Origin of the sequence: Virgibacillus salarius (genome assembly GCF_039521925.1) — a bacterium.
GTDB classification, from domain to species: domain Bacteria; phylum Bacillota; class Bacilli; order Bacillales; family Amphibacillaceae; genus Virgibacillus; species Virgibacillus salarius.
The window spans coordinates 33,323-54,193 of sequence record NZ_BAAACY010000106.1 but is presented as its reverse complement, the minus strand read 5'-3'; the positions used below and the strand labels follow the sequence as shown (position 1 = coordinate 54,193).

At 38.2% G+C, this 20,871-nt stretch carries 22 protein-coding genes; all 22 read right to left on the bottom strand.

Annotation, left to right across the window (positions count from 1 at the left end; translation table 11 throughout):
- Positions 1-232: 232 nt before the first annotated feature.
- The 22 genes from murA to ABDZ84_RS13850 all read right to left on the bottom strand — a co-directional run bounded on the left by murA (position 233) and on the right by ABDZ84_RS13850 (position 20,652).
- Positions 233-1,561 (bottom strand): UDP-N-acetylglucosamine 1-carboxyvinyltransferase, encoded by a 1,329-nt coding sequence (gene murA / locus ABDZ84_RS13955; protein ID WP_026681770.1) that lies wholly within the window; start codon positions 1,559-1,561, stop codon positions 233-235.
- Between the two features lie 34 nt (positions 1,562-1,595).
- Positions 1,596-2,312 carry a YwmB family TATA-box binding protein gene (locus ABDZ84_RS13950; RefSeq protein WP_026681771.1) on the bottom strand — a complete coding sequence of 239 codons (717 nt, stop codon included), beginning with the start codon at positions 2,310-2,312 and terminating at the stop codon, positions 1,596-1,598.
- Between the two features lie 105 nt (positions 2,313-2,417).
- Positions 2,418-2,648 carry a DUF1146 family protein gene (locus tag ABDZ84_RS13945; protein WP_026681772.1) on the bottom strand — a complete coding sequence of 77 codons (231 nt, stop codon included), beginning with the start codon at positions 2,646-2,648 and terminating at the stop codon, positions 2,418-2,420.
- Between the two features lie 505 nt (positions 2,649-3,153).
- Entirely contained in the window at positions 3,154-3,549 is a 396-nt protein-coding gene (locus ABDZ84_RS13940; RefSeq protein ID WP_026681773.1) for a F0F1 ATP synthase subunit epsilon, read from the bottom strand.
- A gap of 89 nt (positions 3,550-3,638) precedes the next feature.
- A complete protein-coding gene (gene atpD, locus ABDZ84_RS13935) occupies positions 3,639-5,051 on the bottom strand; it encodes a F0F1 ATP synthase subunit beta (RefSeq protein ID WP_026681774.1) in 1,413 nt (470 codons plus the stop codon).
- A 42-nt stretch (positions 5,052-5,093) separates the two neighbouring features.
- Positions 5,094-5,954, bottom strand: coding sequence for an ATP synthase F1 subunit gamma (gene atpG, locus ABDZ84_RS13930; RefSeq protein ID WP_166530108.1), 861 nt, complete (start codon positions 5,952-5,954; stop codon positions 5,094-5,096).
- A 57-nt stretch (positions 5,955-6,011) separates the two neighbouring features.
- Positions 6,012-7,523 (bottom strand): F0F1 ATP synthase subunit alpha, encoded by a 1,512-nt coding sequence (atpA, locus tag ABDZ84_RS13925; RefSeq protein WP_343781938.1) that lies wholly within the window; start codon positions 7,521-7,523, stop codon positions 6,012-6,014.
- Between the two features lie 18 nt (positions 7,524-7,541).
- Positions 7,542-8,087: a F0F1 ATP synthase subunit delta gene (locus ABDZ84_RS13920; protein WP_026681777.1), complete on the bottom strand. Its 546-nt coding sequence runs from the start codon at positions 8,085-8,087 to the stop codon at positions 7,542-7,544.
- The gene (atpF, locus tag ABDZ84_RS13915) at positions 8,084-8,611 is read right to left on the bottom strand and encodes a F0F1 ATP synthase subunit B (protein WP_343781935.1); all 528 of its coding nucleotides are present in this window, start codon (positions 8,609-8,611) and stop codon (positions 8,084-8,086) included. Before atpF ends, ABDZ84_RS13920 begins: the two co-directional genes overlap by 4 nt.
- A 118-nt stretch (positions 8,612-8,729) precedes the next feature.
- Positions 8,730-8,936 carry a F0F1 ATP synthase subunit C gene (gene atpE / locus ABDZ84_RS13910; RefSeq protein WP_019378207.1) on the bottom strand — a complete coding sequence of 69 codons (207 nt, stop codon included), beginning with the start codon at positions 8,934-8,936 and terminating at the stop codon, positions 8,730-8,732.
- Between the two features lie 80 nt (positions 8,937-9,016).
- Positions 9,017-9,739 carry a F0F1 ATP synthase subunit A gene (gene atpB, locus ABDZ84_RS13905; RefSeq protein WP_026681779.1) on the bottom strand — a complete coding sequence of 241 codons (723 nt, stop codon included), beginning with the start codon at positions 9,737-9,739 and terminating at the stop codon, positions 9,017-9,019.
- A gap of 5 nt (positions 9,740-9,744) precedes the next feature.
- Entirely contained in the window at positions 9,745-10,131 is a 387-nt protein-coding gene (locus tag ABDZ84_RS13900) for an ATP synthase subunit I (RefSeq protein ID WP_026681780.1), read from the bottom strand.
- 492 nt (positions 10,132-10,623) lie between these two features.
- Positions 10,624-12,801, bottom strand: a complete 2,178-nt coding sequence (locus tag ABDZ84_RS13895) for a S8 family serine peptidase (protein WP_121603955.1) — start codon at positions 12,799-12,801, stop codon at positions 10,624-10,626.
- A gap of 246 nt (positions 12,802-13,047) precedes the next feature.
- A complete protein-coding gene (wecB, locus tag ABDZ84_RS13890; protein ID WP_026681782.1) occupies positions 13,048-14,163 on the bottom strand; it encodes a non-hydrolyzing UDP-N-acetylglucosamine 2-epimerase in 1,116 nt (371 codons plus the stop codon).
- A 26-nt stretch (positions 14,164-14,189) separates the two neighbouring features.
- Complete coding sequence (upp, locus tag ABDZ84_RS13885) at positions 14,190-14,819, bottom strand: uracil phosphoribosyltransferase (RefSeq protein ID WP_026681783.1); 630 nt, start codon at positions 14,817-14,819, stop codon at positions 14,190-14,192.
- A gap of 166 nt (positions 14,820-14,985) precedes the next feature.
- The gene (locus ABDZ84_RS13880; RefSeq protein ID WP_026681784.1) at positions 14,986-16,230 is read right to left on the bottom strand and encodes a serine hydroxymethyltransferase; all 1,245 of its coding nucleotides are present in this window, start codon (positions 16,228-16,230) and stop codon (positions 14,986-14,988) included.
- Positions 16,231-16,362: 132 nt separating this feature from the next.
- Positions 16,363-16,875 carry a TIGR01440 family protein gene (locus ABDZ84_RS13875; protein WP_371414005.1) on the bottom strand — a complete coding sequence of 171 codons (513 nt, stop codon included), beginning with the start codon at positions 16,873-16,875 and terminating at the stop codon, positions 16,363-16,365.
- Between the two features lie 91 nt (positions 16,876-16,966).
- The gene (rpiB, locus tag ABDZ84_RS13870; protein ID WP_026681786.1) at positions 16,967-17,407 is read right to left on the bottom strand and encodes a ribose 5-phosphate isomerase B; all 441 of its coding nucleotides are present in this window, start codon (positions 17,405-17,407) and stop codon (positions 16,967-16,969) included.
- 27 nt (positions 17,408-17,434) lie between these two features.
- A complete protein-coding gene (locus tag ABDZ84_RS13865; protein WP_026681787.1) occupies positions 17,435-18,730 on the bottom strand; it encodes a methyl-accepting chemotaxis protein in 1,296 nt (431 codons plus the stop codon).
- Positions 18,731-18,745: 15 nt separating this feature from the next.
- Positions 18,746-19,351, bottom strand: a complete 606-nt coding sequence (locus tag ABDZ84_RS13860) for a low molecular weight protein arginine phosphatase (RefSeq protein WP_026681788.1) — start codon at positions 19,349-19,351, stop codon at positions 18,746-18,748.
- A 162-nt stretch (positions 19,352-19,513) separates the two neighbouring features.
- On the bottom strand, positions 19,514-19,981 hold the full coding sequence (locus tag ABDZ84_RS13855) for a GNAT family N-acetyltransferase (protein ID WP_026681789.1): 468 nt from the start codon (positions 19,979-19,981) through the stop codon (positions 19,514-19,516).
- Between the two features lie 119 nt (positions 19,982-20,100).
- Positions 20,101-20,652: a manganese efflux pump MntP gene (locus ABDZ84_RS13850; RefSeq protein ID WP_026681790.1), complete on the bottom strand. Its 552-nt coding sequence runs from the start codon at positions 20,650-20,652 to the stop codon at positions 20,101-20,103.
- Between the last annotated feature and the right edge of the window lie 219 nt (positions 20,653-20,871).

The window sequence follows — 20,871 nt, the reverse complement described above, 5'->3', positions numbered from 1 at the left end:
TAGCCTGGAGCGAGTCAACGGAGATAAAGGAATTCACGGTGAGCTTGTGATCCGAACTTATTGTAGGGCGATTCGTGAAGTCGCCTCGTTTCTGAGCACTGGAGCTGGATGCGGCTTAACACGCTCATATTTATCCACATGGAATAATTTCATAACTTCCTAGACAATAAAAAAACAGATGTGGCAAGAAACCATCACCTGTTTAACAATTCGTATTTTTTCCATAGCATGATTAAGATAGCTCAGCAGCAATTTGATTATTTGTGGCATCTACTTGTACAAAAGAATCTATGGCGTGGCCATTCTCATCCACTCGTTCAATATCAGCTCCAAGGGATGCAAGCTTACCAGAAAAATCTACATATCCGCGATCCAAATGCTTTAGCTCTGTTACTCTAGTAACACCTTCAGCACATAAACCAGCTAAAATTAATGCAGCTGCGGCACGTAAATCTGTTGCTGCTACTTCTGCACCTTGAAGGTTACTTGGACCCTCAATAATGACACTATGACCTTCGATTTTCATTTTTGCATTCATGCGTCGGAATTCCTCTACATGCATAAACCGATTCTCAAATACCGTTTCCGTAATAACACTTGTACCTTGAGCAGCTAGCATCAGTGCCATCATTTGTGATTGCATATCTGTAGGAAATCCTGGATGTGGTAGAGTCTTTATATCAGTTGCCTTAAGCTTCTTAGGACCAATAACACGAAGACCATTGTCTTCTTCAGTAATAGAAACGTTCATCTCTTCCAGTTTAGAAATAACAGAACGAAGATGTTCCTTTTCTGCATTTTCAATCAATACATTTCCATTTGTAATTGCAGCTGCAACCATAAATGTACCTGCTTCAACTCGATCCGGGATAATGGTATGTTCAACCCCATGTAGTGAATCTACACCTTCAATTCGAATCGTCTCTGTACCAGCACCAACAACTTTAGCACCCATTTTATTTAAATAATTTGCCAAGTCAACAATCTCTGGTTCTTTTGCACAGTTTTCGATTATTGTCTTACCCTCTGCAAGCGCAGCAGCCATCATGATATTTTCTGTTGCACCAACGCTAGGCATATCTAAATAAATTTTTGCACCTTTAAGACGCCCATCTACGTTCAGTTCTACAAAGCCATTACCAACATGAGTTTCTGCACCCATAGCCTCGAACCCTTTTAAATGCAAATCTATTGGTCTTGACCCAATTGCGCATCCACCAGGCATAGCTACTTTTGCATGGCCATAGCGTGCCAGTAATGGTCCGATTACTAATACAGAGGCACGCATTTTACGAACATATTCAAATGGGGCTTCCGTAGTTAATTTATTTGAAGCATCAACAGTAACTGTATTATTTTCAAATGTAACATCTGCATTCATATTGCTCAATACTTGATTAATTGTATATACATCAGCGAGTTCAGGGACATCTGTAATAACACTCTTTCCTTCACTTGCAATAAGACTGGCTGCAATGACAGGAAGTACAGCATTTTTAGCACCTTCAACCCTAACGGTGCCCTCCAATTGGTGTCCGCCTCTTACGATGATTTTTTCCATATTTCAAATCTCCTTCAGATCCAATTTCATTATATTAATATTCATTTATTAGGATAGGTGTTCCTATCGTATATGTAGGATAGTCCGATCCTGTATCTTTGATTGCGATTTGTAAGTTCATAGATGTATTATCTACAGAAATTTTTTGATTCCATAGAGGTGTATACCCATAAATTATTTTTTTATGCGTTGAATTCTTCACATTATCAAATTGTGTCTTTACTTGTTGTACTTGAAAATAATTTGTCATGTTTTCTAAAAAATAATCACCACTTATTATATCATTCCCCTTAGTCGTCAGACAAGCAAATTTTTTTACAGCTTCAGTAAAATATGCATTTAAACTAGTAGTTAATACGTTTCTATAGTTTTTTTCAATTTCTTTACTCCAGCTCTTTCCTTTAATAACAATAATGAGTTCTGCATTATACTGCTTTTGCTTAGGAATCACCACATTATATAATACGTTAATCCCCTCTGGTAATAGAGCGTCACTAAAGGAATATTTTAACTTATTTTTGTCCTCGGAAAAATTAGGTTTAAAGTTGGTTTGTAACTCATGTACAAGATGTTTACTATCCTCTCTAGTGATAGCTTCCTTTAAAGTTACTTGCCAATCTTCCACCTTGGCACTGTTATTCATCATATAATTAGCTAAATCAACAAGCTCTTTTTGATTAAATGATTGCTTCGCTGCAACATTATTTGTAATCATTAGTAGCATAATAGATAATATAAATATCTTTTTCATAATAAAATCCCCCGTGTCCAACTATAGTTACCCATAGTATGAACCGAGAGATCTCAATACATACGATACAAATTATGACATTTTACTAGATTTATAAAATATTAATTAAAATAAGTGATTTAAATCTCTAGACCATTGGAGAATTTCTAAAAAGAACCTACTTACTCCAGAGCCAATAACGATCGTTATAAATAAGATAAAGATTTGAGCTTCCTTTGCTCGTCCTTTCTTAATAATAGGTTCAAAGTTGATTGCCGTTATTAACCGCCATGTGAGATATATAAATAGTAGATGCGATAGAATACTAATTATTGCTTGTTGTCCAATCGAAAACATAAGTACCACCTTTATTTTATTACTCTTTCTAACTTTGCCATGTATGCTAAAAAAAGTCAATCATGTAGAGAAATAGAAGGAGAGCGATTATCAAACGCTTACTTTTATTCCTCATATAACTGACAGTAAGACGCCGCTTCAAACAATAAAGTGAAACCAATATGGATAAGTAGGGGATAAACATCGCTCGCTGATTGAAGTTACATTTTATCCATTTCCCGGGAAATATCGACAAACTATTCATACTTTACACAGTAAAAAACCCATTGATTGGGGTTTCACTTTTTCTTGTATTTAATGTATACATTGTTAATTAATGTAATTTTTAGTGGGAATTCAGATTTTATGGTATATCATGAAGTAAAAAACCTTTTATAACTTTTGTTATAAAAGGTTTTTAAGGTAATAAGCAACTATTAAGAATGATTATTAACATTGCCCAATGAATATTACTGACCTATGATCACATGAGTAACGCTATGCTATGGTGAACAAACACCATTGCTTACTTTGCGACTTTTAGTCGATTTATCGCTCTTTGGAGTGCTAATTCTGCCCTCAGGAAGTCAACATTGTCTTGTTTCGACTGCAGGCGTTGTTCTGCACGAGCTTTTGCAGCTTCTGCACGTTGAATATCTATATCTGTAGGTTTTTCAGCAGATTGTGCTAGAATCGTCACCTTGTCTGGTCTAACCTCCATAAAACCTCCATTAACCGCTAATCGTTCGATATTATTTTCACGCTTTAAACGGACAGCACTAATGGATAATGGTGCTACAAGTGGGATGTGCCCTGGTAAAATCCCCAGTTCTCCACTCTCTGCTTTACAGCTGACCATTTCAAAACTATCTTCCAGTATTGGACCGTCAGGAGTAACAACACTCACAGTTAGTGTTTTCAATGTAACCCCTCCTCTGTTGACATGAAGCAATCAATGTATTGGATTGACCAAGTATATACATACTTTTCCATAGCTTCAGCCAACTTCTATTATTCCATTTCTTTTGCTTTTTCCACTACTTCTTCAATACGTCCAACTAAACGGAAAGCATCTTCCGGAAGGTCATCATGTTTACCGTCTAGAATTTCTCTAAATCCTTTCACTGTTTCTGCTACAGGTACATATGAACCCTTTTGTCCTGTGAACTGCTCAGCAACGTGGAAGTTTTGAGATAGGAAGAATTGAATACGGCGAGCACGAGCAACAACTAATTTATCCTCATCACTCAATTCATCCATACCAAGAATAGCGATGATATCCTGTAGCTCACGATAACGCTGTAGTGTTTGTTGTACTTCTACTGCTACTTGATAATGATCGTTTCCAACGACCTCAGGGTCTAATGCACGTGATGTAGATGCTAAAGGATCCACCGCAGGATAAATACCTTGCTCAGATAATCCACGATCAAGGTTTGTTGTTGCATCTAAATGAGCAAATGTTGTCGCTGGTGCAGGGTCTGTATAGTCATCGGCAGGCACATAAATTGCCTGAATAGAAGTAACAGATCCTTTATTTGTTGATGTAATTCGTTCTTGTAATTGTCCCATTTCTGTAGCAAGTGTTGGTTGGTATCCAACCGCTGATGGCATACGTCCAAGAAGTGCAGATACCTCTGAACCAGCCTGTGTGAAACGGAAAATGTTATCGATGAACAATAATACGTCTTGTCCCTGTTCATCACGGAAGTACTCAGCCATTGTTAGACCGGATAATGCTACGCGCATACGAGCACCTGGTGGTTCGTTCATTTGACCAAATACCATCGCTGTTTTAGCAATAACACCTGAGTCCTTCATTTCATAATAAAGATCATTACCTTCACGTGTACGTTCACCAACACCTGCGAACACGGAAATACCACCATGCTCTTGGGCGATATTATTAATTAATTCTTGGATTAAGACGGTCTTACCAACCCCAGCACCGCCAAACAAACCAATCTTACCACCTTTAACATAAGGTGCTAATAAATCAACGACCTTGATACCCGTCTCTAATATTTCCGTCTCCGTAGTCAGGTCTTCAAATTCTGGTGCTTGACGGTGAATTGGATCACGACGTACTTCTGTAGATAATGGCTCATCTAAATCAATATTCTCACCAAGTACATTAAATACTCTTCCAAGTGTCACATCACCAACAGGAACAGAAATTGGCTTTCCTTTGTCTTCAACTTCTATTCCACGCTTCAAACCATCTGTTGATGACATAGCAATTGTCCGAACGCTATTATCACCTAAGTGCAGCGCTACTTCTAATGCTAGCTCTGTCGTTGAGCCTGTTTTTTGATCAGTAACCACTTGGACTGATAAAGCGTTGTAAATATCAGGAAGCTGTCCGTCTTCGAATTTAACGTCAACGACAGGTCCCATAACTTGTGTAACAAGTCCTTTGCTCATCGATTTCCCTCCTAACTAACTTTCCAGAAAACGCAAGGAATGCTACTCGAGAGCAGCTACTCCTCCGCTGATTTCCGTAATCTCCTGCGTAATTGCAGCTTGACGCACGCGGTTATAGGTTAATGTCAAGTCATCAATAAGCTCGCCAGCATTATCCGTTGCACTCTTCATCGCCGTCATACTTGCCGCGTGTTCACTCGCTTTACCATCTAATAATGCACCATAGATTAAACTTTCTGCGTATTGAGGTAAAAGTATATCGAGAATTTGCTGCGCATTTGGTTCATATTCGTATTCACTACTAGAGCTAGCCTGTTCTCCCAGATTAGTAATCGGCAACAGTTGTGTCGTCGTAACTTTTTGTGAGATTGCACTAACATAGTGGTTATAGAACATATATAATTCATCAATTTCCTCATCGGCATACAATTGTACCGTTTCAGAAGCAAGTGCTTTAATGTCTGCAAAATCAGGTTGATCTGCGATCCCTATGACACTTTTAGCAACAGGAAGATCCATTTTTTTACAAAATTCATAACCCATACGTCCAATTGCAATAATCGTATATTCATCTTTTGACTTATGGCGATCCTGAATCGTTTTATAAAGGCTTTTTAAAACATTACTATTGTATGCCCCTACAAGACCTTTATCTGCTGTAATAACAAGGTAACCGCTCTTCTTAACCTCACGCATCTCCAGCATTGGATGCGTTGCATCTGTCGAGGAGTTAGCAATATTTGCCATGACCTCCTGGATTTTTTGGCTATAAGGTTCAAATGCCTTGGTATTTTGTTCTGCTTTTGCCATCTTAGAAGCAGATACCATTTGCATAGCAGAAGTGATCTTTCTTGTCTTCTTCGTAGAATCAATTCTACCTTTAATATCTCTAAGTGATGCCAAGCTATTTCACCGCCCTTTCATGTAAAAGGTTACGCGTATTGTATCTCATACTAAGTTCTAACCTTCAGAAGGCAAGAATGTTTTCTTGAATGTTTCGATTGCATCGTTCATATCAGACTCTTCTGGAAGTTTTCCAGTTTCACGAATAGAGTCTAATAGTTCTTTACGGTTGCTATCCATCCAAATGTTCATCTCTTCTTCAAAACGAAGAATGTCTTCAACTGGAATATCATCAAGGAATCCTCTTGTTAATGCATAAAGACTCATCACCTGTTTTTCAACAACCATTGGCTTATGAAGCCCTTGTTTAAGAATCTCAACTGTACGCTGACCACGATTCAATTTTGCTTGAGTTGATTTATCAAGATCAGATCCAAATTGAGAGAATGCCTCTAACTCACGATAAGATGCTAAATCTAAGCGAAGTGTACCAGCAACTTTTTTCATTGCTTTAATTTGTGCTGATCCACCAACACGAGATACAGATAAACCAGCATTGATTGCTGGACGAACCCCAGAGAAGAATAAATCAGATTGTAAGAATATCTGTCCGTCTGTAATCGAAATTACGTTTGTTGGAATATAGGCAGCGATGTCACCAGCTTGTGTTTCAACAAATGGGAGTGCAGTTAATGAGCCGCCTCCCATTGCATCACTTAACTTAGCAGCCCGTTCAAGAAGACGCGAGTGGATGTAGAATACATCCCCTGGGAATGCTTCACGTCCTGGTGGGCGACGCAATAGTAATGAAAGCTCACGATATGCTACAGCTTGTTTTGATAGATCATCGTATACAACAAGTACGTGCTTTCCGTTATACATAAACTCTTCACCCATTGCTACACCAGCATAAGGAGCAAGATACAATAATGGTGCAGGGTCAGATGCACTAGCTGATACAACAATTGTATAGTCTAATGCACCGTGACGACGGAACGTCTCTACCGTACTTCTTACAGTTGATTCTTTTTGACCGATTGCTACATAGATACAAATCATGTCTTGGTCAGATTGGTTCAAAATAGTATCAACAGCAACTGTTGTTTTACCAGTTTGGCGGTCACCAATAATTAATTCACGTTGCCCACGTCCGATTGGTACAAGAGCGTCGATCGCTTTAATACCTGTTTGTAATGGTTCATCAACCGATTTACGATCCATTACACCTGGTGCCTGGGCTTCGATTGGGCGTGTGTTAGACGTTTCAATAGGTCCTTTGCCATCTAATGGCTGACCTAACGGGTTAACAACACGTCCGATTAATTCCTCTCCAACAGGTACTTGCATAATACGTCCCGTACGACGAACTTCGTCGCCTTCTTTAATACCAGTGTAAGGGCCAAGAATTACAATACCAACATTGCTTTCCTCAAGGTTTTGTGCTAATCCCATTACACCATTAGAGAATTCTAGTAACTCACCAGCCATTGTATTATCAAGACCGTGAGCACGTGCGATACCGTCACCAATTTCGATAACAGTGCCGACATCACTTACTTCAATATCTGAATCGAAAGTTTCGATTTGTTGCTTAATCAGATTACTGATTTCTTCTGCTTTGATGCTCATACCATTTCACCCCTATCTTCATTTGTTTGCAGTTACAATATTTCGTTCGATTCTTTTTAGCTTGCCGCTAACGGAGCCATCATAAATCGTATTTCCTAAACGAATTTTCATTCCACCTATAAGTGTTGGATCTACAACGTTTGTAAGCATGATTTTCTTCTTATTAAATCGTTTAGCAAAGCTATCTTCTAATTCACGGCGTTCTTCATCCGCTAATTTACGAACCGAATAAACAGTTGCATCTGCAATCCCTTTCGCATCATTTACTAACTGGATAAAATGATCAATAATGGATGAAGTGAGTTCAATGCGATGTCTTTCTACTAATAGTTTCATCGTATTGATAACATCTATTTGAAGACCGTTAAACACTTCGTCAAGGAACTGTTTCTTTTTCTCATTAGTAATACGTGGATGCTTTAGGAATATATAAAGATCTTCATTATCTTCAACTACTTTTTTAACCACACGAAGCTCATCTAAAAGCTGTTCTAATGTAGCTTTTTCATTTCCTAGTTGAAAAAGAGCCTCTGCATATCGCTTTGCAACTACTGCATTACTCATAGCTCTTCTCCTACCTCTTTAATGTAATCGTTAATAAGTTTCTCCTGATCCTGAGAACTTATTTCTTTTTCAATTACTTTACTTGCGATAAGTACAGATAAGGAAGCAACTTTATCCTGCAATGCTTGCAGTGCCTTTTCCTTCTCATTCTGAATATCAACCTGAGCTGATTCTTTCATGCGATCAGCTTCTGCTTTTGCAGCAGCGATAATTTCTTCTTGCTGTCTAGTTCCAGCATTCCGTGCTTCTTCAATCATTGCTTGCGCTTCTTGCTTCGTCTGCTTTAGTTGTTCCATTGCTTCTTTAGAAGCCTGTTCTGCTTCGGCACGACTTTTTTCAGCTGCTTCAATTTCACCTGCAACATAGTCCTCGCGCTTTTGCATCATGTTCATAACTGGACCCCAAGCAAATTTACGAACTAAAAGAAGCAATACAATAAAGAAAAACAATTGCATTAACATATCACCGTAATGGAAACCACCAAGTGCTGCATAAATCACCGAATAATCCGTGAATGCTTGCACAGAATTCACTCCTTTCACTTCTTATCGTGAACCATCTATCTTCTACTTCCTACTCATTACAAACAACGGCGAAGCACTTTATAAAGATGGTCTTCGCCATTAAAGATACATTCTATTTCTACATAACCATTAATGCGATAACTACGGCAATAATCGGCATTGCCTCAACTAAACCTACACCAATAAACATAGTTGTTTGTAATTGACCTTTTAATTCTGGTTGACGGGCAATCCCTTCAACTGTACGACTAACGATTAAACCGTTACCTACACCAGCACCTAATGCACCTAATCCTACTGCTATTGCAGCTGCTAAAGCTCCCATAATATAAATCCTCCTCAAAATGTTGTATAAGTTTTTAATAATTTCCTATCTCAAATATAAAGACAGGCTAATTAACGATATTAGTGATCTTCACTTACTTTATGTGACATATAAACCATTGCCAACATCGTGAAGATAAAGGCTTGAATTCCTCCAATAAACACACTGAATCCTTGCCATGCCAAGAATGGAATAGCTCCACCTAAAAATCCTAATACGGAAGAAGTAGTTAAACCTACTAATAGAGAAAGTAATACTTCCCCTGCATACAAGTTACCAAATAGACGTAAGCCTAATGTAAGCGTGTTTGAGAACTCTTCGACGATTTTAATTGGAAATAGCGGCCATAGAGGTTGTACATAACTCTTTAAGTATGCTTTTCCACCGCGAAGTTTAATACCATAAAAATGTGTTAAAACAATTACCATTGCTGATAACGTTAGTGTTATTCCTGGATCAGCAGTTGGTGACTTCCACCATACATCATGACCAACAACACCGTTTGTAATTACCCCTAGCATGTTTCCTACTAAAATATAAGTGAACAGTGTTAATGCTAGTGGGAGGAATAGTTTCCCAGTCTTCCAATCCATGGTGTCATTGATGATTCCTTTTACAAAATCTAGGATCCATTCCATTACATTTTGTGCGCCTGATGGCTTCATTTGTAGCTTCCTAGCACCTAGAACACACAATACAAATACAATAAGTGATGTAATGAACATCATTAATACATTAGATAAATTAAAATCAAGCCATGAAATACCAAATAAGTCATGGTAAATCGGTGCAGTATGATCCACGTTATTCACCCCTCTTTCTTGCTCGAATGTTTAATGTTATAAAGAGCAAAATCTATCATAATGACGAGATAGGATGTCATTAATCCAATTAATACAGCAATGATGTGAAAGTTCTCCTCCATTCGAAGTGCAATAATAATAGCTAAAGCAGCCGCAGCGAATCTTGATACAGTGCCGATACCTCGAGTTGGTGTTTTATTGGCTGCCGCATCAGTAAAATCGACAATTTTCTTTTGGAGTAAATATAAGTTATAAAAACTTACAATGCTCCCTAAAAGCAGCCCGAGGAAAATACGAGGATATGGTGTGAATCCAGCCCCAAGTACAAAAATAGCGAGAAGGTAGAACATCCACTTGCGTTGTCGTGCAGTCATTTTTTCAAATTGCGACATAATTCCCTCTTCCCTCGTCATTTATCAACAGAAGTTGAATAGCATGTACTTATTCTTTCAAACATTCGGAAACTAACCTAAACTGTGGTTTATTCCTTATGCGTATTCCTCGTTGTTCTTTGTTTTCACATTCATTGGATTCGAAGTTTCTGTGTGGAAAATCTTATGTTCTTTCAGCTGGGTTACATCGTATATTATGTAACGGCTATTAAATAAGGAGAAATGTACTTAAGTGCTGTGAAACCCCTACCATTCCACACTAAGCAAGTTTACAGGAGCAACCCCTTAATGTCAATTAGTTTCAGGCATATTTTGCATTAAATTTACTAGCCAAAATTTACAACATGATTCAAGGGATTTGACGTTTTTTTTGAAACTGTTTGTAAACCCACTAAGGTATAACAAAAGCCAGGAAAATCCTACTATCAGTATAGTGGATTTTCCTTTGCTAATTCGTGACATTTCTGTGAACAAATGATTACTTTATACTTATTAAGGTATTGTTATCATCGTTTGATGGCTCTCATATGATCCATCTGCTAATTGGACTGTAACAATTGCTAAATAATGGCCTGACTCACCAGCTTCCGATTTCTTTAATTGTCCTTCATTTACTCCTGTATTCATATCTTCCTTGGTCATTAGTCTACGCTCATAAACGAGTGTATCCGGATTGTAAAGATCAATATCAACGCGCTGTGCCGGTTCTGTTACATATAATCGATACGTAAATACATCATCGGAAAAAGGTTTTAATGAAAATTCAAAGCCCATTGCTTTAGGGTTGTCCGCAGATTTATTTACAAACAAATAAGGCATTTCATATGTGTTACCTTGCTCATTAAGGGTTATCCAACCTTGATGTACACCTTTTTTTAATTGTGAAGATGTTACCCTTAACTCAATTGTTATTTGCTTTTTTTCATGCGGTTTTAGTGTAAAAGATTTTGGTAGTTTCCAGCTCAATCCTGCTTGTTTATATGGAATCTTAAAATGATAGGTTTTCGTTTTATTACTGGTGTTTTCAATTATCGTTTTTCGCTTTCTATTTTCACTATAGTCATCAATTTGACCAAACGTTAATTGTGGGTCATATAAAATAGTCTCCGCCTCTATAGCTTGTTTTGGTTGAATTAGACCCATACCCTGAACAATAGGATCAATAGACTCTTCCTCATCATTTTTCAATCTTGCTGCTGTAGTTTTTATGGCTCCATAGATTTTTGCATTTGACCAAGTTGGATTTGCTTCTTTTACTAAGGCAATCGCGCCTGCCACATGCGGTGCAGCCATGCTTGTTCCTTGCAATGCTTGATAACCACCTGGGACAGTGCTTACTATTGAAGCACCTGGAGCTAAAATATCAGGTTTTATGTTCCAATTAACGGTTACAGGACCTCTAGAACTAAAGTCTGCAATGGATTCTTCTATTTTTTTATAGTTGGTTTCTAAAGAAAGCTTCTCTTTTTCATCTAATTTTTTCTTTAGCCATTCCCCGTCGCTTTGAGAAATCGATGCCACTGGTATGTTAATTGGCTGCTTATCTGTATGAATCATCCCCTGAAAATGACCTTCTTCATTATTGTGAATAACTACCGCTTTAGCTCCTGCTACTTGAGCCGCTTGTGCCTTTTGTGAAAAAGGCACGTCATCACGCGTGAACAACGCAATTTTACCTTTAACATTTGCTGTTGTATCAGCATTTACTATCTCATAAAACGTATCAAGATTCCATGGTACAGACCCTGACATAGTGGATAGACTAATCTGTTTATCATCCCATCTTTCATAGAGGAATGGCATCTCTCGTTCTGGACTAGAAGCTCCAACTGACAATGCTTTATTTGCTGTAGCTGGTGATCCAACAGTCCAATTAGCTGGACCGTTATTACCATTTGCTATCACTACAGCTATACCGAGTTCTGCAGCTTTGTTTACTGCCACACTTGTTGGGTAATCAGGTCCATTCACACTATTTCCTAATGATAGATTCATGACATCCACACCATCTTCCACTGCCTGCTCCATTGCCGCAATAACTTGTACCGACGTACCACTGCCACCTGGACCAAGGGCACGGTACGCATAGATATCAGCCTCAGGTGCTACACCTTTCAATTGCCCATTCGCAGCAATAATTCCAGATACGTGAGATCCATGTAAGGTAGGGATGCCCTGCTTAGACTTCGTTTCCATTGGATCATCATCCAAATCTACCAGATCATATCCCCTTTGATAGTTCTTTTGTAAATCAGGATGTTCATAGTCAATTCCTGTATCAATCACACCTACTTTTACACCTTCTCCAGTATAGCCTGTATCATTTAATTCATATGGAAAAACGGCATTTTCACTATCAACGCCTAAATTTTTGAATCTTGTTGTTTCATATGTTTTTACTGCATGTACATTTTTCACAAAATCCAGTGATTGCATTCTTTGTAATTCTTGTGGGGTTCCTTGCAGTGCGAGCCCATTAAATAATTTTGTATAAACAGCTACGACGTCAATAAAGGGATAATGATCCTGTAGATAATTTCGATGTTCACTAGGACTTCCTTCAACTTCTACGATAATGGACTGCTTGTCTAAGCTATCCTCAGCAGCCAAGGATGAAGATAGTGGGATCATTATCATTAAGAGGGTAATAACAAAAAGCAATGGACGCATTATAATTAAACTCCTTTCTGCCATTAGCTTTTGAAAACAAGACAAAAACTATGCACTTGTCATATTTAATGCTATATTGTACAAACGTTTGAATAATTGTTAGGCACATATCATCAATTACTTTTTTAGAGGAAAAAGGGTGTGGGAAAGGATGTTGGGAGTCAAAGAAAACAGCCGAACGATCATCCCGAAACGCTAAAACAGCCTTCGGATCCGTTCGGCTTTATCATGTTTTTTAGATATTTTTTATTTCGAAAAGTATTTCTTTATTTCATCTGCTATTCGACGTGAAGCTTCTCCGTCCCCATAAGGATTAGAAGCTTTTGCCATTTTATCATGTGCGTCTTGATCGGATAACAATTCATTAGCTAGTTGAAAAATTGTCTCTTCATCTGTCCCTGCTAATTTTAATGTACCTGCATCTATTCCTTCTGGCCGTTCCGTTGTATCTCGCAACACAAGGACAGGCACACCTAAAGAAGGTGCTTCTTCCTGAACACCACCAGAATCAGTCAAAATCAAATGAGAACGAGCTGCAAAATTATGAAAATCGACTACTCCGAGTGGTTCAATTAGTTGAATTCTTTCATCATTTCCTAAAATTTCATTCGCAGTCTGTTGAACGACCGGATTCAAATGCACTGGGTATACGACCTGAATATCGTCATGTGTCTCAACCAATCGCTTAATTGCTCGAAACATTTGCTGCATATTATTACCTAAATTTTCTCTCCGATGAGCAGTCATTAAAACAAGGCGTTTGTCTCCAATTTTATTAAGGATTGGATGACTGTAGGATGCATTTACCGTCGTTTTCAACGCATCTATAGCCGTATTCCCTGTCACAGCTATATGCTTCTCAGACTTGTTTTCCTGTATTAAATTCTGCTTGGATTTATCCGTTGGTGAAAAATGCAGATCTGCCATAACGCCAGTAAGCTGCCTATTCATTTCCTCAGGATACGGAGAGTATTTATTCCAAGTTCTAAGACCAGCTTCTACGTGACCTACAGCAATTTGATTGTAAAATGCCGCAAGTGAAGCTGCAAAAGTAGTTGTAGTATCTCCATGGACAAGAACAATATCAGGCTTCGTTTCTTTCATTACTTCATCCAAACCCTCTAATGCCCGCGTCGTAATTTGTGCTAACGTTTGCTGCTTCTTCATAATATTTAGGTCATAATCTGGTGTAATATCAAAAATTTCCAGAACCTGATCTAGCATTTCTCTATGTTGAGCAGTAACAGTAACAATAGATTCAAATTCATCCGATCGCTTATTTAATTCAAGTACAAGAGGTGCCATTTTAATCGCTTCTGGCCTTGTACCAAAAATCGTCATTACTTTTATCCGCTTAGTCATTTTATATTCACTCCAACAGGATATTGTTATTTTGTTCCGAACAAACGGTCTCCAGCGTCACCTAGCCCAGGGATTATATAACCCTTTTCATCTAACTTCTCATCTAAAGCTCCAAGGTAAATATCTACATCCGGGTGCTCTTCCTTAATTACCTCTACTCCTTCTGGAGCAGCTATTAGACACATCAACCGAATGTTTTGTGCCCCCCGTTTTTTCAAGGAATGGATTGCATCGTTTGCCGATCCACCAGTAGCTAGCATCGGATCAATCACGATCAATTCACGTTCTTCAATATCCGTAGGCAATTTAACATAATATTCAACTGGCTTTAGTGTCTGCGGATCACGATATAATCCAACATGACCTACTTTCGCTGCCGGGATAAGCTTTAACATACCATCAACCATACCTAACCCAGCTCGAAGAATAGGTACAAGTCCAATCTTTTTACCAGCAAGTACGTTGGCTTTTGCCTCCATCACTGGTGTTTCTATCGTTTGTTCTTGCAGCGGCAGGTTTCTGGTAATTTCAAAAGCCATAAGCATGGAAACTTCATCTACCAATTCCCGAAACTCTTTCGTTCCAGTGTTTTTATCTCGTATGTACGTTAATTTATGCTGAATTAACGGATGATCCAGTACGAAAACCTTTCCCATTTTGCCGATCACTCCTTTGTATTAGTTGCATCTTTAAAATTGTACTCAAAAATAGATAAGCTTTCAAGCTTAGCGAAAATATTTCCATATTAAATGAATGGTAAATTAGCCTAGCTATTCACGTCTACCTCGAAAAAAGGATGCCCATAAGGACACCCTGTAAAATCTATGCAAAGACAGCATATAATGGGAATTTTTCGGTTAATGCTTTTACACGTTGCTCTGCTGTTTTCAAAGTCGTTTCATCTTCGTGATTTTTCAAAGTTAATGCAATTATAGCAGCAATCTCCTTCATTTCTTCTTTACCAAACCCTCGAGAAGTAACTGCAGCAGTACCAATTCGAATCCCACTTGTTACAAACGGGCTCTCTTGATCAAATGGTATCGTGTTTTTATTGGTAGTTATACCAATATCGTCAAGAACCTTCTCTGAAATCTTTCCTGTTAAGCCAAGCGGCGTAACATCTAAAAGCAGAAGGTGATTATCCGTTCCTCCAGATACAATACGAATTCCTTCTTCCTGTAATGCCTTTCCAAGTACAGTTGCGTTTTCAATAATATGCTTGCTGTATGATTTAAAAGAATCGGATAATGCTTCTTTGAATGATACTGCTTTTGCAGCAATAATATGCATTAAAGGGCCACCCTGCATTCCTGGAAATACTGTTTTATCGATCTTTTTAGCAAAAGCTTCTTTACACAATATCATCCCGCCTCGTGGACCACGCAATGTTTTATGTGTTGTTGTAGTTACAAAATCAGCGTATGGAACAGGATTTGGATGAAGTCCTGCAGCAACTAGTCCAGCAATATGTGCCATATCAACCATTAAATAAGCGCCTACCGCATCGGCAATCTCTTTAAATTTTGCGAAGTCGATAACTCGTGAATACGCACTGGCACCCGCAACAATTAACTTCGGCTGAACTTCTTCCGCTTTTTTTAATACTGCATGATAGTCAAGTTGTTCAGATTCTTGATCGACACCGTAATCTACAAAGTTATAAAGCGTACCACTAAAGTTAACTGGACTTCCATGTGTTAAGTGTCCACCATGACTTAAGTTCATTCCAAGTACCGTATCTCCCGGTTCTAAGATTGTAAAGTAGACAGCCATGTTCGCTTGTGCACCTGAATGAGGTTGAACATTTACGTGATCTGCTCCAAATAACTGCTTTGCACGATCACGAGCTAGATTCTCTACCACGTCAACATGCTCGCATCCACCATAATATCGTTTTCCTGGATAACCCTCTGCATATTTATTTGTTAACACAGAACCCATCGCTTCCATAACTGCTTCTGAGACGAAATTTTCTGACGCAATCAGTTCAATTTTATCCTGCTGGCGTTTTTTCTCTGCTTCCATAGCTTCAAATAACTCCATATCTATTTGTTTCACATGCTCCATTGTAAAACCTCCTATGTATTTTAATCACTTCAGATGTTGTTCAAAACATTGGAATAAATTTCAATAGACTTTCATCCAATAATTTGAACAGTGACCCTAATGTGAATAATTAATAATTTGTGAATAGCTGTGTCAACTACTAGCATAGACAGCTCGATGCCCACCAATTCTTTTTGGTCGAGTATATGCTGCTACAACCCTCGCATTACCGAGAAAACGCTGTTGAAAACGAATAGGAACTGCTACAGATTTTAAATGCATCCCAATCATTGTCTCTCCAATATCTATACCAGCATGTGCCGAAATACATTCGACAATCACTGGGTCCTTCAAATGTTTATAAGCATACGATGCCATTGATCCACCCGCTTGACGGGTAGGAATCACGGATACTTCTTCTAATTTATATTGTTGCATTACTTTTCGTTCTACGACAATTGCTCTATTTAAATGTTCACAACATTGAAATGAGAGGTGAATACCTGTTTTTATTTGTAATTCAGTTAGCTGTTCAAAAATGACTTCTGCGATTTCTTCACTTCCAGAAGTACCAATTTGTTGCCCTGCTACCTCACTGGTAGAACATCCTACTACAAATAATTCACCTTGATGTAAGAAACCTGATTTCTCCCATTCCGTTTGCATATTAGACAATTCTAGCTTCATTTGCTTCAGAAGTTCGAACATTTTTATCACCTACCATGTGATATAAGTCTAGGCAAGCCCATAGCTTGCCTTACTGCTCTTCATACGTTGTAATTTTGTTAATTCGATTTTCATGACGTCCACCGTCGAAGTCCGTTTCTAGCCAAATTCTTGCAACCTCACGAGCAAGACCTGGACCGACAACACGTTCCCCCATAGCAAGAACATTTGAATTATTGTGTTGGCGTGTCAATTTCGCACTATATACATCATGAGTTAAGGCACAACGAATACCTTTTACCTTATTCGCTGCAATCGACATTCCAATACCCGTTCCACAAATAAAGATACCTCGATCAAATTCTCCACTGGCTACTCGTTCTGCTGCCGGTAATGCGTAGTCTGGATAATCTACTGACGATTCACAGCTACAGCCAACATCCTCATAGTCAATGTTCATCTCCTCTAGTAAGTCCTTTATTTCATTACGGACAGTCATTCCTGCGTGATCTGCAGTAACAATTACCTTCACTTTTTGTTGCTCCTTTCTAGTACCAAACTAATTTACTTTAAACTGATTGATTTGCTGATTTAAGCTCTTAGCTTGCTCTTCTAATTCATGTGCTAAATGATCCACTTGTTCAATCGTAGATGCTTGCTCGTGAATTGCTGCATTTACCTCTTCTGCTCCAGCCGATGTTTCTTCAGCAATCGCAGCAACCTCTTGTGATTGCTTTACGGTATCCTCAATAGATTTTAATTGGCGATCCACCAATTCCGAGATACGATCAATTTCACTAGCTACATTCTCAACAGAACCTGACATTTGCGCAATTGCCTTGTTCGTTGTTTTACCATTAGCAGCTTCTGCTTTTGCATAGGAAACATTTTCGTTAATTTTAGCAACAACACCAGAGACATCTTTTTGAATTGCAGCAATTAACGCAGAAATTTGCTGTACTGCTTGTGCACTCTGATCAGCTAATTTTCGAATTTCATCAGCTACTACTGCAAAACCTTTTCCATGCTCTCCCGCACGCGCCGCTTCAATTGAAGCATTTAATGCAAGTAAATTTGTTTGTTCGGCGATTTCACCAACCAAGGTAATAATCGTCTCAACTTGTATGGCATTTTGCTTTAAATGGTCAACATCCTTTAATGATAATTCCTGTTCATTGGCTAGCTTCTGAATACCATCAACGAGTTGATTAACAGCTAGCTTACTGTGATTTAGGACGTCGAGCATCTCTCCAGATTTTTCTTTTGAGTGTGTCGCCTTACGCTGAACCTCTTGTGCCAGCTCTGTTGCCAATTCAACTGCTTCAGCAGTATTTTGAATAGCTTCTGATGAGCTCTCTGCCCCTTTTGATATATCATCAATTGACGAGCGTATTAAGGTAGAATGTTGCGTAACCTGATCGGAAGCATCTTTAATATGAATAACTGATTTATTTGTACTTTCAAAATGCCTATCTATATTATGTACGATATTCGTCAGATTTTTAAGCATTTTGTCAAATGAGATTCCAAGTGCTCTGATTTCATCATCCGATTTAGAAATTTCTATAACTTGATTCAGGTTGCCCTTAGCAGCATCAGATGCAGCGGCTTCAAGCTTTTCTAGTGGTTTTACTATGAAACGGGCTGCAAAAAATGCTAATATCCCTGACCAAATAATACCAAGTATAAGTGTTCCGATCGTAAATAGTTGTTCAGAGATTTCCCAGTAATTTTGCACATAATTAAAGACAACATAAATAAAAATGGCACTAACCGAATACGTTACCAGTGCTAATACTGTCGTAAACAACACTAATTTCAGCCGTAAACTAAAACGATATCTTTTCTTTTCCATAATACGTTCCCCTGCCTATTTTGATAATTTTTTTTGCAGTAGATCGATATATTTATCCAATTCATCTAGTGTCTCTTGATATATTCGTAAATCTCCACCAAAGGGATCTGATATATCGTAGTTAATTAAATTAGCCTCGAGTCTTCGAATATTAGTTATGTCTTCTGCAAGATACTCTTGAATCTGTTGGTCTAAGAGAGAATTATCTAGCTTATGCTGATTTTCTTGGATAAATAGTGACCTTTTTTCCTCATATTCCGCATATGACTGCTTTAATTTCTTCCATACTTCTTTATCGGCTTCGGAAACGTATTCTTTTAACGTATAGTACTTATCCTGATAGTTAGGATATTCCATTATAAGTGATTGCTTATGCTGTGTTGTCATTGTCAAAACAACGTCTGCCCAATTCAAAAGCTTATTTGTGACTGGTTGCGATTGATGATTCAGCACTATTTGTTTTTGTCTTAAAACTTCTATGGCTTTTGGACTTGCATACTGACCTTCCGCAGCAAAAATGCCAGCCGATTGTACTTCTGCTTCTGGTATTTTATGTTTCACTAAAGCTTCTGCCATTGGACTGCGACATGTATTGCCTGTGCAAACAAACAATAATTTCATAAAAGGGAACCTCCGATAACTAAACTCTTTCTCCAATATACCATATTCGTCTTCCTATAAACCACCACCTTTTTATTACATTTTAAAAGAACCAATTCTCAGCTAGTAACCAGCGCTGAGAATCAGTTCTTAATTAAAGTACGACTATCTGACTACAATAGCTTAATTTTCAAGATGTAATTTCAATCCTTCATGAGAATTGGTAAATCCAAGCTGTTGATAAAAAGCTAGTGCATCTGGTCGTTGTTTATCTGTCGTTAACTGTATAACATGGCAACCTTTCTCCTTAGCTTGTTGAATAGACCACTCCATAAATTTCTTCCCCACACCACGTCCTCTTACAGATGCATCAATTCTTACTCCTTCTATGGTTGCTCTCCAGCCTCCCTGGTATGTAAGATATGGTGTGAATGTAATTTGCAGTACACCTACCACTCGATTTTCCTTTTCTACCACACATAAGCTATTATTTGGATCTGAGTCAATGGCTTGAAAAGCTTGGTGATAGCTTAGAGGTAATGGGTTTTCATATTTTTCTCTTACTTCCCCAAGCTTATCATCAGCTAGTAACTTGACAATGTCATTGAGATCATCGAGATTAGCAAGCCTAAACGTAAGATTAGATAGCATGATTCTCCTCCTGAGTCGCTTGTTTTCTATTCACCATAAGCTTACCCGAGAAAGCGAATAAAATATAATACGCTCTCATTATCTGAATCAATAATTATAGATTATAATGACAATCGGGCTTACCCAAACAATAATCGAAACCCAAATCCGATTAGAATACTACCTCCTAATAATTCACTGTAAACACCTAGGAATCCTCGTACCTTCCTACCTAAGAGCAATCCGACCCAACAAAGGATGGAACTAATTATTCCAAAAAGCAATAACGCCACAATTGTTTTTACTCCAGATATCCCCAGACTAAGTCCCACTGAAAAGCTATCAATACTCAGTCCGAATGCTAGTAAGATCAGTCCTCCTCCTATAGGCTGGATGATTTTCTTTGCTTGATGATTAAATGCAGAGAACATTATTTGTGCACCAATACCTATGAGTAATAGCCCTCCAGCTAGTGTCGTTAGATGACCAATTTGTTCCGAAATTATTCTCCCTAAAATGATTCCTATAAAGGGCATAATGACATGAAATTGTCCAACGACTATGCCTATTAACGCTATTCGTTTCAGACGCAAGCGCTGCATACCCAATCCCAGGCTTACAGAAAATGCGTCTAGGCCAAGTGCTAACGATAAGAACAACAAAGCCGTAAATTCTCCAATATACCCCGACATCGATAATCCCCCTAGGACACGCTTATAAACTATATGCATGTCCTACATGGAATATGAACATAGGGAAAGTGATTTATACAAACCACCTAACAATCAGATTTTATAGAAAGCAAAAGCCAGACAGATTCGAAACGTTTCAGCTAATTTTCGAACTTGTCTGGCTTTCTCCAGTTATAAAGTGAAGCTTTACTGATTGCTAGTACCAGAAGGGTATGACCT